At 72.2% G+C, this 13,645-nt stretch carries 9 protein-coding genes; 2 read left to right on the forward strand and 7 right to left on the reverse strand.

Annotated features, from left to right (window positions below):
* Window positions 1–169: 169 nt before the first annotated feature.
* Window positions 170–4,834: an FtsK/SpoIIIE domain-containing protein gene (locus ACFYMP_RS13720; RefSeq protein ID WP_388855581.1), complete on the forward strand. Its 4,665-nt coding sequence runs from the start codon at window positions 170–172 to the stop codon at window positions 4,832–4,834.
* Window positions 4,835–5,479: 645 nt separating this feature from the next.
* Here the strand turns inward: ACFYMP_RS13720 and ACFYMP_RS13725 are convergent.
* A complete protein-coding gene (locus tag ACFYMP_RS13725) occupies window positions 5,480–6,367 on the reverse strand; it encodes a menaquinone biosynthetic enzyme MqnA/MqnD family protein (RefSeq protein ID WP_388855584.1) in 888 nt (295 codons plus the stop codon).
* 286 nt (window positions 6,368–6,653) lie between these two features.
* Between ACFYMP_RS13725 and ACFYMP_RS13730 the strand changes: the two genes are divergently transcribed.
* Window positions 6,654–6,857: a cold-shock protein gene (locus tag ACFYMP_RS13730; protein WP_018528239.1), complete on the forward strand. Its 204-nt coding sequence runs from the start codon at window positions 6,654–6,656 to the stop codon at window positions 6,855–6,857.
* A gap of 205 nt (window positions 6,858–7,062) precedes the next feature.
* On the opposite strand, the gene ACFYMP_RS13735 is transcribed toward ACFYMP_RS13730, so the two are convergent.
* The 6 genes from ACFYMP_RS13735 to mqnE form a co-directional block, all read right to left on the reverse strand.
* Window positions 7,063–8,112: a hypothetical protein gene (locus tag ACFYMP_RS13735; protein WP_388855589.1), complete on the reverse strand. Its 1,050-nt coding sequence runs from the start codon at window positions 8,110–8,112 to the stop codon at window positions 7,063–7,065.
* 420 nt (window positions 8,113–8,532) lie between these two features.
* Window positions 8,533–9,150 carry a TetR/AcrR family transcriptional regulator gene (locus ACFYMP_RS13740; protein ID WP_388856037.1) on the reverse strand — a complete coding sequence of 206 codons (618 nt, stop codon included), beginning with the start codon at window positions 9,148–9,150 and terminating at the stop codon, window positions 8,533–8,535.
* 173 nt (window positions 9,151–9,323) lie between these two features.
* Window positions 9,324–10,709 carry a dicarboxylate/amino acid:cation symporter gene (locus ACFYMP_RS13745; protein ID WP_388855592.1) on the reverse strand — a complete coding sequence of 462 codons (1,386 nt, stop codon included), beginning with the start codon at window positions 10,707–10,709 and terminating at the stop codon, window positions 9,324–9,326.
* A gap of 534 nt (window positions 10,710–11,243) precedes the next feature.
* Complete coding sequence (locus ACFYMP_RS13750; protein WP_388855596.1) at window positions 11,244–11,582, reverse strand: DUF4229 domain-containing protein; 339 nt, start codon at window positions 11,580–11,582, stop codon at window positions 11,244–11,246.
* Between the two features lie 170 nt (window positions 11,583–11,752).
* Window positions 11,753–12,274 (reverse strand): GNAT family N-acetyltransferase, encoded by a 522-nt coding sequence (locus ACFYMP_RS13755; protein ID WP_388855598.1) that lies wholly within the window; start codon window positions 12,272–12,274, stop codon window positions 11,753–11,755.
* A gap of 139 nt (window positions 12,275–12,413) precedes the next feature.
* Window positions 12,414–13,580, reverse strand: coding sequence for an aminofutalosine synthase MqnE (mqnE, locus tag ACFYMP_RS13760; protein ID WP_388855601.1), 1,167 nt, complete (start codon window positions 13,578–13,580; stop codon window positions 12,414–12,416).
* Between the last annotated feature and the right edge of the window lie 65 nt (window positions 13,581–13,645).

A 13,645-nucleotide genomic window follows, 5' to 3' on the forward strand; every position in this document is an offset into this window, starting at 1 on the left:
CGCGGGCCGAACCGGTCGGCCGGCGTCCCGCTCCGGGACGACGCCCACCACTCACCGGCGAGTGACCAGCCTTGACCCGTTGCCCCCGCCCCGCCCCCTCCCGATATCGTCGGCGGGCGAGCGCGGTCCGCTCAGGAGGGCCGCCGGGGGGCTGTGAAAGGACCGCATCGTGCGTCTGACCGTGACCGTCGTCGATCCGCTCGGGGGCGGCGAGGCCGATGTGGTGCTCGACGCCGACCCTCAGTCCCCGGTCGGGGAGATCGCCAAGGAGCTTGCCGCGCAGGCCGGTTCGGGTGAGGGCGCGCAGATCATCCCGATCGGGCACCACGGGCCGACGGCCGGTGCCCCGGTCGCGTACGTCGACGGGTATCCGCTCGATCCGGCCGCGACGGTCGGCACGACCCCCCTGCGCGAGGGCGCCGTCGTCAGCCTCCACGACCCGGCCGGCTGTCTGCCGGGGGAGCCGACGGGGCTGGTCGAGCTGCGCGTCGCGGGCGGCCCGGCCGCCGGGGCCGTGCACCGGCTCGGCATCGGCCGCTACGACATCGGTTCCGGCCCCGCCGCCCACCTGCGGATAGCGGACCCCGAACTCCCCGCCCGCGCCGTCACCTTGTCGGTCGCCGCCGACGGCACCTGCCGCTACACGCTGCCCGGCACGGAGCTGCCCGCCCGCTACGAGGGCGCCGACGCCGCCGGGCGCGAGGAGGACGCCTGGGAACTGGGCGCCCAGCTCGCCGTGGGCAACACCCTCCTCGAACTCGACCGCTACGAAGCGCCGGACGCGGCCCTCAAGTGGTCCGAGGACGGCACCGGCCTCGACTACAACCGTCCGCCCCGGCTGCGCCCGCCCGAGCGGCAGACCCGGTTCAAACTGCCCAGCCCGGTACGGGACTACGAGGCCCGGCCGCTGCCCTGGCTGATGGCGGTGACCCCGCTGGTCGGCGCCGTCGTGTCGGTCGCGGTCTTCGGGCGCTGGTACTACCTGATCATGGCGCTGCTGAGCCCGGTCATCCTGTTCGGCAACTACTTCATGGACAAGAAGCACGGCCGCAAGTCCCACGCGCGGCTGGTGAAGGAGTACGAGGAGCACAAGGCCCGCATCGAGAGGGACGCGCGGGACGCGCTCGTCGCCGAGCGCCGCGACCGCAGGCACGCCGTCCCGGGACCGGCCACCGTCCTGTCCCTGGCCACCGGCCCCCGTACCCGTCTGTGGGAGCGGCGCCGCACCGACGCCGACCACCTGCTGCTGCGCTTCGGCACGGGCACCCAGCCCTCCGAGGTGGTCCTCGACGACCCCGAACAGGACGACCACAAGCGGGAGGTGACCTGGGAGATCGAGGACGCCCCGGTCGCCCTGCCGCTGGCCGAGCTGGGCGTCCTCGGCCTGGCCGGCCCGGGGGACACGGCGCGGGCCCTGGGCCGCTGGGCCGTCACGCAGAGCGCCGTCCTGCACAGCCCGCTCGACGTCACCTTCTACGTCCTGACGGAGAACAGCGCCCGCGCGGACTGGGACTGGGTGCGCTGGCTGCCGCACGCCCGGCCCTCCGGCGGCGCCGACGTCAACGTCCTCATCGGCACCGACGCGGAGACCGTCGCCGCGCGCATCGGCGAACTGACCCAGATCCTCGACGCCCGGCTGAAGGCCGCGAAGGACAACGGCCGGGAGACGACGTTCAGCGATCCGGACCTCGTCGTGGTGTGGGACGGCTCGCGGCGGCTGCGCTCGATGCCCGGCGTCGTACGGCTGTTGCGCGAGGGGCCGCGCGTCGCGATCTACGCCCTGTGCCTGGACACCGAGGAACGCTTCCTGCCCGGCGAGTGCCAGGGCGTCGTCGTCGCCGAACCCGTGGGCGACACCGGCCCCCTGCCCGCGCCCCGTGACGAGAAGGAGAGCACGGAGGGCAGGGGCAAGGGCAAGGAGGGCGGCAGGAACGGGAGGCGCGCGGGCCGCGGGGCCACCGCCCCCTCCCCCGTCCCGGCCCTCTCCGCACCCCCGGCGAGCACCGCCTCCCCGGCCGCTCCCGCCTTCCCCTCCTTCCACGCCTGGCACGCGGCCTCCGCACCGGCGGACGCCGACGAGGAGGGCCCCCGCAAGCTGCGGCTGCGCGTCGAACGCACCGGCTCCGCCCGGCTGACCGGCGTACGGCCCGACTTCGTGTCCCCGGCCTGGAGCGGGCGGCTGGCGCGCGCCCTGTCCCCGCTGCGCGACATCAGCGGGGAGACCGAGGACTCGGCGCTGCCCGCCTCCAGCCGGCTGCTCGACGTGCTCCAGCTGGAGCCGCCCACCGAGGCCGCGATCCGGGCCCGCTGGCAGAGTGGCGGGCAGTCCACCACGGCCGTCATCGGCGAGTCCTACGACGGGGCCTTCGGCATCGACCTGCGCCGCGACGGCCCGCACGGCCTCATCGCGGGCACCACGGGCTCGGGCAAGTCGGAGCTGCTCCAGACCATCGTCGCGGCGCTCGCGGTGGCCAACACCCCGGAGAACATGACCTTCGTCCTGGTCGACTACAAGGGCGGTTCGGCGTTCAAGGACTGCGTCCAGCTCCCGCACACCGTCGGCATGGTGACCGACCTGGACGCGCACCTCGTGGAGCGCGCCCTCGAATCCCTCGGCGCCGAACTCCAGCGCCGCGAACACATCCTGGCCGCCGCCGACGCGAAGGACATCGAGGACTACCAGGACCTCGTACGCCGCGACCCGGGCCACCCGCCGGTGCCGCGGCTGCTCATCGTCATCGACGAGTTCGCCTCGATGGTCCGCGACCTGCCCGACTTCGTGACGGGCCTCGTCAACATCGCGCAGCGCGGCCGCTCCCTCGGTATCCACCTGCTGCTGGCCACGCAGCGCCCCAGCGGCGTCGTCTCCCCGGAGATCCGCGCCAACACCAACCTGCGGATCGCGCTGCGCGTCACCGACGGCAGCGAGTCCAGCGACGTCATCGACTCCCCCGAGGCCGGGCACATCGCGAAGTCCACGCCCGGCCGCGCCTACGTCCGTCTCGGGCACGCCTCCCTCGTGCCCTTCCAGTCCGGGCGGGTCGGCGGGCGCAGGCCCGGCGCCGCCGACCCGCAGCTCCTCGTCCCGTGGGCGGGCACCCTCGCGTGGCCGGACCTCGGCAGGAACGCCCTCGTCAAACCGAAGTCGGAGGCGGCCGAGGAGGAGGAGATCACCGACCTCAAGGTCCTGGTCGACGCGGTGCGCGAGGCCAACGCCGCGCTCGGCATCCCGGCCCAGCACAGCCCGTGGCTCCCGGCGCTGTCCGAGACCCTGCTCCTGGACGAGATCGAGCCGGCGCCCGCGACGGGCGAGCTGGCCCCGGCCCCGTACGGCGTCGAGGACCTGCCCGCGCAGCAGGCGCGGCGGCCCGTCTCGATCGACTTCACGAGCTTCGGTCACCTGCTGATCGGCGGGGCGCCGCGCTCGGGCCGCTCCCAGATCCTGCGCACGATCGCCGGTTCGCTGGCCCGCACCCACTCCACCGCCGACGTCCACCTCTACGGCATCGACTGCGGCAACGGAGCGCTCAACGCCCTGACCCGGCTGCCGCACTGCGGGGCCGTCGTCACCCGTAACCAGACCGAGCGCGTCGTCCGTCTCATGACCCGCCTCAAGGCGGAACTCACGCGCCGGCAGGACCTGTTGGCGGACAAGGGCTACGCGGACATCGGGGAGCAGCGCGCCTCGTCCACGCCCGCCGAGCGGCTTCCGCACCTCGTCGTCCTCCTCGACCGCTGGGAGGGCTGGCTGCCGACGCTGGGCGAGTACGACCACGGGGAGCTGACCGAGGACCTCCAGGCGATGATGCGGGAGGGCGCGAGCGTCGGGCTGCACCTCGTGATCACCGGCGACCGGCAGATCCTCATCGGCCGCATGGCCTCCCTCACCGAGGACAAGTACGGCCTGCGGCTCGCGGACCGCTCCGACTTCTCGATGCTCGGCATCAACGCGCGCAAGGTCCCCGAGGAGATCCCGCCGGGCCGCGGTTTCCGCAACGAGTACGGCACCGAGACGCAGTTCGCGCTGCTCGGCGAGGACACGAGCGGCCAGGGCCAGGCCGCGGCGCTCTCGGCGATCGGGGAGGCGGCCACCGCGCGGGACGCCGCCGTACCGCGCGCGCTGCGGCCCTTCCGGGTGGACGTCCTGCCGTCCAGGATCGGTTTCCCGCAGGCGTGGGAGATGCGCGACCCGGCGACGGACGCGGCGCCGCTGTGGGCGCTCGCCGGGATCGGCGGCGACGACATCATGGCCTTCGGCCCCGACCTCGGCGAGGGCGTGCCGACCTTCGTCGTCGCGGGCCCGGCGAAGTCCGGGCGCAGTACGGCCCTGCTCAACCTGGCCCGTTCCTTCCTCGCGAAGGGCGTCCGGCTCGTCGTCGCCGCGCCCCGCCCCTCGCCGCTGCGCGCCCTGGAGGGTGAGGAGAAGGTCGTGGCGGTCTTCACCGGCGACGACATCGAGTCCGAGGACTTCGACGGGGCCGTGGAGTCCGCGAGCCCCGAGGACCCGATCGTCGTGATCGTGGACGACGGGGAGGTCCTGGAGGACTGCGACGCGGAGCGCTCCCTGAAGCGCCTCGTGCAGCGCGGCAACGAGCGGGGGCTCGCGCTCGTCCTGGGCGGCGACGAGGAGGAGGTGTGCGGCGGCTTCTCCGGCTGGCAGGTCGAGGCGAAGAAGGGCCGGCGCGGCCTGCTGCTCTCGCCGCAGGACTCCGGGGCCGGGGACCTCATCGGCATCCGCACCAGCCGCAGCATGGTGGGCGGCCCGGTCACCCCCGGCAAGGGCATGCTGCACCTGGGCACGGGAGAGTTCGTCACGGTGACGATCCCCTCCTGAGGACGAGGGACGGCAGGTGACCGGCCCCCGGGCCGTGACCGCGGCGCGTTCACGGCCCGGGGGCCGCATTGCCGTTCCGGCGCCGCGCGCCGCGGAATTCCGTCCCCTCGCGCCGCGCGACCGCCGAGCCCTCCGAAGCCCTTCCGCCGGCAACCCCGTAAAAGCGCTGGATAATTCGGACCATACGACCAGAGGGGGCGCGGGAGAGGGGGGAGAAAGAGCGGGAGAACAATCCGCCAGGGCGCACCCACGGCACCGCTCCCGCCCCACTCTCGCCCCACTCCCGCCCCGCTGCCGACTTCGCCCCGGGAGAACGCACAGGGGAACACGCAGAGGAACACAGGGAGGAACGCACGGGAGAACTCGGGAGAACCCGGAGGGAACTCGGGAGAATCCGAAGGGAACGCGGGAGAACGCACCGGAACACACCGGAACGCACTGGAACGCACCGGGACGAAGGGCGCGTACGGGAACTCGCGGAAACTGATCGCGCGCCCCTCGGGAATTCATGGCACCCCGCGTCAGGAATGGCCGGGTGCGGGCACAAGCCACGCACCCGGCCATTCCGGCCGAAGTACTCCGCGCGGGCACCGAGGCCGCGACGCGGGACCACGCGGGCCCCCGCGAGCCCCGGGACCCCGGCGGCTACGGCTTGCGCACGTCCACGCGTACGTCCGCCGGGAAACCGGTGGTCGGCCCGACGCGCCGGGCGAACTCGCGGACCCCGCCGAGCTGCGCCTCGCCGAAGCGGAAGTCGAGCGTCGTGAAGTAGCGCTCCAGCAGCTCCGCGTCGAAGGACTCCCAGCGGGCGGCCTGCTCGGCGACCTTCGTGACCTCCACGAGGGACAGGTCGCGGGACTCCAGGAAGGCGCGATGGACCTCGGCGACCATCTCGGGGTGCCGCTCCAGGTAGTCGCGGCGCGCGGCGAAGACGGCGAAGACGAAGGGGAGGCCGGTCCACTCCTTCCACATCTGGCCGAGATCGTGCACCTGGAGGCCGAGCCGGGGCCCGTCGTGCAGGTTCGCCCGCAGGGCCGCGTCCCCGATCAGGACGGCCGCGTCGGCCTCCTGCATCATGAGGCCCAGGTCGGGCGGGCAGCGGTAGTAGTCGGGACGTACGCCGTGCCGCTCGGCGAGCAGGAGCTGCGCGAGCCGCACCGAGGTCCTGGACGTGGAGCCGAGCGCGACGCGGGCGCCGTCCAGGTCCTCCAGCGGCACCTTGGAGACGATGACACAGGACATCACGGGCCCGTCGCAGCCCACCGCGATGTCCTGGAGGGCGACGAGGTCGTCGCTCGCCTTCAGGTACTCCACGAGCGTGATGGGGCCGATGTCGAGATCGCCGGCGACGAGCTGCTCGCTCAGCTTCTCGGGCGTGTCCTTGGTCAGCTCCAGGTCGAGCAGGGTCCCCGTCCGCGCGAGCCCCCAGTAGAGGGGCAGGCAGTTCAGGAACTGGATGTGGCCGACACGTGGCCGGCTGGGCAGTTGACCGGCCGGTCCACCGGTCGCTGGGTCCGAAGGAGAATTGTCCACATCGCGAGACTAGACCCATGCGATACGGTGCGACCGTGAGGGTCCCCCGGGTGGATCTGTCAAGACGTCACCAGAGCCTTTCAGACATCCGGGTGAAGTGATCTTGCCCTCTATCGCTTTCGGCTGCCCCCATGCTACGCTCGCCGCAAGTTGCAGTTTGGTTTCCCTTGCAGTACAGAGCCTGCGGAGCATGTGACCGCGGGCTCTCGTCGTTTTCAGACGTATGCATTTGTTTTGGCACGTGCAGGTTCTGGAGCAGGGCAACCCTTTGGCCCAGGGAGGGCTTATGGCTACCGGAACCGTGAAGTGGTTCAACGCCGAAAAGGGCTTTGGATTCATCGCCCAGGAAGGCGGCGGCCCCGACGTCTTCGTTCACTACTCCGCGATCAACGCCAACGGCTTCCGCTCCCTTGAGGAGAACCAGGCCGTGAGCTTCGACGTCACGCAGGGCCCGAAGGGCCCGCAGGCGGAGAACGTCACCCCTCAGTAAGCCCCACCTGTGTGGTGCCTCTGATTCGGTGACGGATCCGGACCCGAGTGCAGTACCCAAGGAGCCCCCTTCCACCGCCCGGCGGCGGTGGAAGGGGGCTCCTGCCTCTTCCCGGGCGGGGCCCCTCCGCACGCTCGGCAGGTCCCCGCCGAGCGTCCCCGCGGGCCCTCCCCTGGTCCCCTGGCGCCGTCGCCGCCCCGCGCGCCTACACGCCCCGCCCGCCGCCCGGCCGCTCCTCGGTACGCAGGAGCGCGAGCGCGGCGCCGACCGGCGGCACGACGAGCGCGGTCAGGAGCAGCAGGCTCACCGTGGCCGGCACGATCTTCATCACGGCGCCGGTGGCGTACGGATTGTCGTCGGTGAACCACAGCACGGCGAGGCCGACCGGGTGGGCGAGAGGCTTCCCGGCGTACAACAGGGCCCAGAACGCGGCCACGACGAGGACCGTGAGCGGCAGGCAGACGCGCACCACCCGCCACCGCCGCGCGCCACCCGTCAGCGACCAGGACCGGCGTACGGCGGCCCGCGCGGTGGCGGCGCCGTTCACCGCCACGGCGGTGGCGGGGGCCAGGCGGAACCACACGGACAAGGCGGTGGCGAAAAGGACGAGGGGGACGCCGTAGCCGAGCAGCCGGTAGGGCGTACTGGTCGCACGGGACAGGCTCTCGATGTCGAGGTCCCCCAGGCCCCCGTTCTCCAGGAACATCCACAGACCGAGGGCCAGGAGCGCCGGGCCCGCCGCGCACGCACTCGTCAGCGCCTGCACGCGGACACCGAGCCACAGGTACGGGCGGCTGCGCCGCCACAGTCCGCCGGGTCCGAGGCGCCGGCCACCCGCCGCCGCCTCGCGCACCGCGACGGCGCACCCGGTGTGCAGCAGGGCGAGGACGAGACCGGCGAGGGGTATCAGCATCCCCATGAAGGGGAGGCTCCTGAGGATGATGGAGTACCACTGCTCCGAGAAGTACCCCAACGGCCGGTCCTCGTAGGCGATCTCGGCCTGCGCCCGCTGCCAGGTCAGGGCGAAGTTGTACCGGTTGACGGCGAACGCCCCCGCCACCAGCGCGCAGCCGGCGAGCGCGGCGAACAGCGCGACCCCGAAGGAGTAGCCGCACAGACCGCGCCACTCGCCCCGGAAGAGCGCCAGAGTGCGCGCGGCGAGCCGGGGCGACCGCACCGGCCCGCCCGCGCCTCCCGGGACCCCCGCCCCCTCGGCCCCCTCCCGCACCGCCGCCCGCCCGCTCTCCCGCGCCACCGCTCGCACCCCTCTCCGCTCCGGGCCGACGAGAACAGCATTCCGGCAAAGCGCACCCGTGCCAGCCCACACCCTCTTCCACGCCCTTGAGCAGGGTTCCGGTTCCGTTCCCGGCCGGGCAGCAGGGCGTGGGCCCCGCCCGCGGAGCACCCTCAGATCCCGCTCCAGGGCAACGTCACCAAGAACAGGAAGAGGGCGCCGACGCCGGACTGGGGGTGGGCCACGAACCGGGCGTACGGGCGCTCGGGCGGAGTTCGTCGTCAGGGCGCGCTGAGCACGCGCGACCGCGGACGGGGGACACGGCGCGGGTACCGGCCAAGTGGGAGGCGGGATCTTCGCGTACTTCGGCGGCATGCGCACCGGCGCTCCGCGCCGCCGTACCCGGAGGGCCTCACCGGTTGGTGGACACGCTCGGTGCCCTCACTCCCCCGCCGCCCACCGTCGTCCCGCGACCAGGCCCTCAAGTCCCGTCCAGGCGAAGGCCATCAGGGTGCGGGCCGATTCGGCGGGGGTGAGGGTGGGGTCCGAGCCGGCGCGGGTGGCGAGGGACTCGGCGGCGCCCACCAGGGCGTGGGCGAGGCCCTCGACCTCGCGGGCCGGGAGGTCCCGTGTGCCGTGTTCCGAGCGGGCCGCGTCCGCGATGAGGGCGGTCACCAGGGCCAGGATCTGTTCGCGCATCGTGTCCGCGAGGCGGGCGAAGGGTTCGCCGTGCGTGCGGGCCCTGATGTGCAACACCTGCCAGCCGTCCGCCCGTTCGGCCGCGTACCGGAAGAACGCCGTGAGCCCGCGCCACAGTTGGCGGTCGGGCGGGTCCCCGGCGCGCACCCCGGCCTGGACCGCGCCCACCAGGGTCCGCGCCTCGCGTTCCACGCACGCGGTGAACAACTCCTCCTTGGAGTTCAGGTACAGGTACACGAGGGGCTTGGAGACTCCGGCGGCCTCCGCGATCTCGTCCATCGAGGCGGCCTGGTAGCCGCTGCGCCCGATCACCCGGACCGCGGCGTCCAGCATCTCCCGCTCCCGCTCGGCCCGGGGCATCCGCCGCGCCCGCCCCTTGACCTTGCCCTCCGCCACCCGCGTACTCTCGCCGTCCACCCCGCAAGCGTACGTGCGTGCGAAACCGTCCCGGTCACCGTCCACGGCCGTGCCACGCGAACGCCCCGGCCCCCGGAGTGACTCCGGGGGCCGGGGCGTCGGTGGTGTGGCGCGCGTCAGACGGCGACCGGTTCGGCCGGGCGGTCGGCGGGCTTCCCGGCGGACGCCTCGTCGTCTCCCCAGCCGTCGAGCGGAGAGGCGTGCGCGGAGCCGTACGCCGTGAGGTCGAGCAGCTTCTCGCGGGCCGACACGATGATCGGGACCACGATCTGCCCGGCGACGTTGGTCGCCGTCCGCATCATGTCCAGGATCGGGTCGATCGCGAGGAGCAGGCCGACACCCTCCATGGGCAGGCCCAGGGTGGAGAGGGTCAGGGTCAGCATGATCGTCGCGCCGGTGAGGCCGGCGGTGGCCGCCGAGCCGATGACCGAGACGAAGGCGATCAGCAGGTAGTCACCGACACCGAGGTCGATGTCGAAGATCTGCGCGACGAAGATCGCGGCGATCGCCGGGTAGATCGCGGCGCAGCCGTCCATCTTGGTGGTCGCGCCGAACGGGACGCTGAAGCTCGCGTACTCCTTCGGCACGCCGAGGCGCTCGGTGACCCGCTGGGTGAGCGGCATCGTGCCGACGGAGGAGCGGGAGACGAAGGCCAGCTGGATCGCGGGCCAGGCGCCCTTGAAGAACTGGAGCGGGCTCACCTTGGCGACCGTCGAGAGCAGCAGCGGGTACACGCCGAACAGGACGATCGCGCAACCGACGTAGATGTCGGCGGTGAAGGTCGCGTACTTGCCGATGAGGTCCCAGCCGTACGTCGCGATGGCGTTGCCGATCAGGCCGACCGTGCCGAGCGGGGCGAGGCGGATGACCCACCACAGCGCCTTCTGCAGCAGTTCGAGGACCGACTCGCTCAGCGTCAGGATCGGCTGCGCCTTGTCGCCGATCTTGAGGACGGCGATACCGGCGACGACCGCGAGGAAGACGATCTGGAGCACGTTCAGCTCGGTGAACGGCGCGATGACGTTCTGCGGGATGATCCCGGTGAGGAAGTCGATCCAGGAGCCGGTGTGCTGCGGCTTGCCCCCGTCGGCGGGGGTCAGGCCGGTGCCCGAGCCCGGGTTGGTGACCAGGCCGATGACCAGGCCGATCGCGACCGCGATCAGCGAGGTGATCATGAACCAGAGCAGGGTGCGGACGGCCAGCCGCGCCGCGTTGTTGACCTTGCGCAGGTTGGTGATCGACACCAGGATCGCGAAGAACACGAGCGGGGCCACGGCCAGCTTCAGCAGCTGCACGAAGATCTCACCGATCTTCGACAGGGTGGTGCCGAGCCAGGAGATGTCCTGGCCCCGGGCGAGCCAGCCGAGCAGGGCGCCCAGGACGAGACCGCCGAGGATCTGCGCCCAGAACGGGACCTTCGGGAAACGGCGGTTGGCGGGCGGCGGGGCGGTGGGCTGCCGGTCGGCGGCTTCGCGGCCCGCCGGGGATATGTTCGCGGACACGACACACTCCGGTGAGGACAGAAAGGTGAGAAGGGGGACGGGGACGTACGCGGGAGAGTGCTCAGCCGCGACGACAGGCCGCGGTGACCCGGCGGCACAGATCGACATGCAGGCGCGCCACGAGCGCGGGGCTCATGGGGTGGCGGTCGCTCACTGCACGGGTCATGTCCAGAACGTTAACACCAGCGCTTTGGGTTAATCAAAGCCTTCCTTTGGGGCAGTTCTGGGGCGCGGGCCGCCGTGGGCCGATTCCGGACAGCCCGCGAGGCCGCCTCGGCGGTCACCCTCCGGGCGGCTCCCGGACCGTCTCCGGACACGGGAAATCGCCGCATACCGAGGTATACGGCGATCTGGTAAGGGAGTTGGGTCGGGACTGCCGGTGGCGGCGACGCGGGGCGTACGGCCTTCGCCGGGAGGGTGACCGCGTCGGTCTATGGCCTTCGCCGGGAGTACGGCCCGCGTCGGCCTATGGTCCTCGCCGGACGGTCCGCGCCGGGCGTACGGGCCGCGTCAGGCGTACGGGCCGCTACCGGCTCAGCCGGCCTGGCTCTGCGCGTTCTGCGGGGTGCGCGCCGTCTCCTGCTCACGCTCGCCGCGCACGGCCTCGTCGGCCTCGTCCTCCATGGAACGGTTCGCGGCGAGGTTGGTCTTCGCGCGGTCCACGCGGGCCACGATGTTCTCGGCCGCCTGGTCCCGGACGCCGCGCAGGACGACGAAGCTGATCGGCGCGGAGAGCACGAGCGCGAGCGCGATCACCCACAGGTAGTTGGAGTCGCCGAGCCCCTTGGGCAGCACCCCGCTGTAGACGAGCCCCCAGACCACCACGAAGCAGCCCGCGAAAATACCGAGACGCATCAGCGTGTAGCGGAGCATGTCTATCCACTCTTTCGTGTCGAAAGGGGCCCTTAGGGGCGGGGCGCTCCTCCAGTGAAGCATGCAAGGGACAGCCCGCCGTCAAGGGGGCCGCCCCTTTCGTACCGGCTCACGCGCCCACGGGTCACCGGCTCACGCGCCCGCCGCCCACCGGCTCACGCGCCCCCCGGTCAGCCCAGCGTCCTGAGCATGACGATGTCGTCGCGGTCGTCCCCGGGAGCGACGCGGATGGCGCCCGGGACGCGGCCGACCTCCTTGTAGCCGCAGCGGGCGTAGAAGTCCTCCAGACCGGTGCCGCCCCGGCAGGTCAGCCGGATCGCCTCGACGCCGTCCATGGAGCGCGCCGCCTCGGCCGCCGCGTCCAGCAGGGCCCGGCCGGCGCCCCGCCCCTGGAGACCGGGGTGGACCATCACGGTGTAGAGCCAGATCCAGTGCCGCATCAGACGGTGCCGGTTGAGGGTGAGGAAGGCGGTGGCCCGCACCACGCCGTCCTCGTCGCGCCCGACGAGGAGCCGGTCGCCCTCGACCATCCCGATGAGCTGCTTGACGAGCTGGGGCCTGATGTCCTCAGGGGTCACGGGCGGGACGAAGCCGACGGAGCCGCCCGCGTTGCTGACGTCGGCCCACAGGGCCAGAACCTCGTCGCGCAGCTTCGCGTCGACGGCCGGGTCGAGCGTGAACGTAAGGGTCATGAGGGAAGGGTAACCATTACCCAGTCGGGGCACCAAGACCTTTCGGCGGCCCCGTGCCCGGCGCGGCGGGCAGACGACGGGACCCCGGCGCCGTCAGGAGACGGTGCCGGGGTCCGGGAGGCCGAACGGGAGCGGGAGGTCAGACGCGCATGGCCTGCGGGGCCTCGCGGCGGTCGGGGTCCGGGCCCTCGTACTCCTTGATGATCTCGTAGTGCGTGTTGCGCTCGACGGGGCGGAAACCGGCGTCCCGGATGAGGTCGAGCAGGTCCTCGCGGGTCAGCTTGCTGGGCGTGCCGTAGTTGTCCGCGTCGTGCGTGATCTTGTACTCGACGACCGAGCCGTCCATGTCGTCCGCGCCGTGCTGGAGGGCGAGCTGCGCGGTCTGGACGCCGTGCATGACCCAGAAGACCTTGACGTGCGGGACGTTGTCGAACAGCAGCCGGGAGACCGCGAAGGTCTTGAGCGCCTCGGCGCCCGAGGCCATCGTGGTGCGCGCCTGGAGGCGGTTGCGGATCTTGCCGTCCTTCATGTCCACGAAGTCGTGCTGGTAGCGCAGCGGGATAAAGACCTGGAAACCGCCGGTCTCGTCCTGGAGTTCCCGCAGCCGCAGCACGTGGTCCACGCGGTGGCGGTGCTCCTCGATGTGCCCGTAGAGCATGGTCGAGGGGGTCTTGAGGCCCTTCTCGTGGGCGAGGCGGTGGATGCGCGACCAGTCCTCCCAGTGGGTCTTGTGGTCCACGATGTGCTGCCTCACCTCCCAGTCGAAGATCTCGGCGCCGCCGCCGGTGAGCGACTGGAGCCCCGCGTCGATGAGTTCGTCGAGGATCTCGGAGGCGGGCAGCCCGGAGATCGTCTCGAAGTGGTGGATCTCCGTCGCGGTGAACGCCTTGAGGGCGACCGTGTCGGGCAGCGCCTCCTTGAGGGCGCTGAGCGAACGCGGGTAGTAGCGCCACGGCAGGGTCGGGTGCAGGCCGTTGACGATGTGCAGCTCGGTGAGGTTCTCCCCCTCCATCGTCTTCGCGAGGCGGACGGCCTCCTCGATGCGCATCGTGTACGCGTCCTTCTCGCCCGGCTTGCGCTGGAAGGAGCAGTAGGCGCACGAGGCGGTGCACACGTTGGTCATGTTGAGGTGACGGTTGACGTTGAAGTGGACGACGTCGCCGTTCTTGCGGGTGCGCACCTCGTGGGCGAGACCGCCGAGCCAGGCCAGGTCGTCGCTGGCGTAGAGGGCGATCCCGTCCTCACGGCTCAACCGCTCACCGGCGCGGACCTTCTGCTCCAGCTCACGCTTGAGTCCCGCATCCATGCGGCCGCCTCCCAAATGTCTACGTACCGGACCACCACACGGTACTCCCCGCCGGCGGCCGCGCT

The sequence above is a fragment of the Streptomyces sp. NPDC007088 genome (assembly GCF_042869355.1).
In the GTDB taxonomy this organism is placed as follows: domain Bacteria; phylum Actinomycetota; class Actinomycetes; order Streptomycetales; family Streptomycetaceae; genus Streptomyces.

Excerpts from the sequence above, each read along its gene's own strand:
- ACFYMP_RS13730 (WP_018528239.1), top strand. The coding sequence starts at position 6,654 with ATGGCTACCGGAACCGTGAAGTGGTTCAACGCCGAAAAGGGCTTTGGA.
- ACFYMP_RS13740 (WP_388856037.1), bottom strand. The coding sequence starts at position 9,150 with ATGCCCCGGGCCGAGCGGGAGCGGGAGATGCTGGACGCCGCGGTCCGG.
- ACFYMP_RS13750 (WP_388855596.1), bottom strand. The coding sequence starts at position 11,582 with ATGCTCCGCTACACGCTGATGCGTCTCGGTATTTTCGCGGGCTGCTTC.
- ACFYMP_RS13755 (WP_388855598.1), bottom strand. The coding sequence starts at position 12,274 with ATGACCCTTACGTTCACGCTCGACCCGGCCGTCGACGCGAAGCTGCGC.
- mqnE (WP_388855601.1), bottom strand. The coding sequence starts at position 13,580 with ATGGATGCGGGACTCAAGCGTGAGCTGGAGCAGAAGGTCCGCGCCGGT.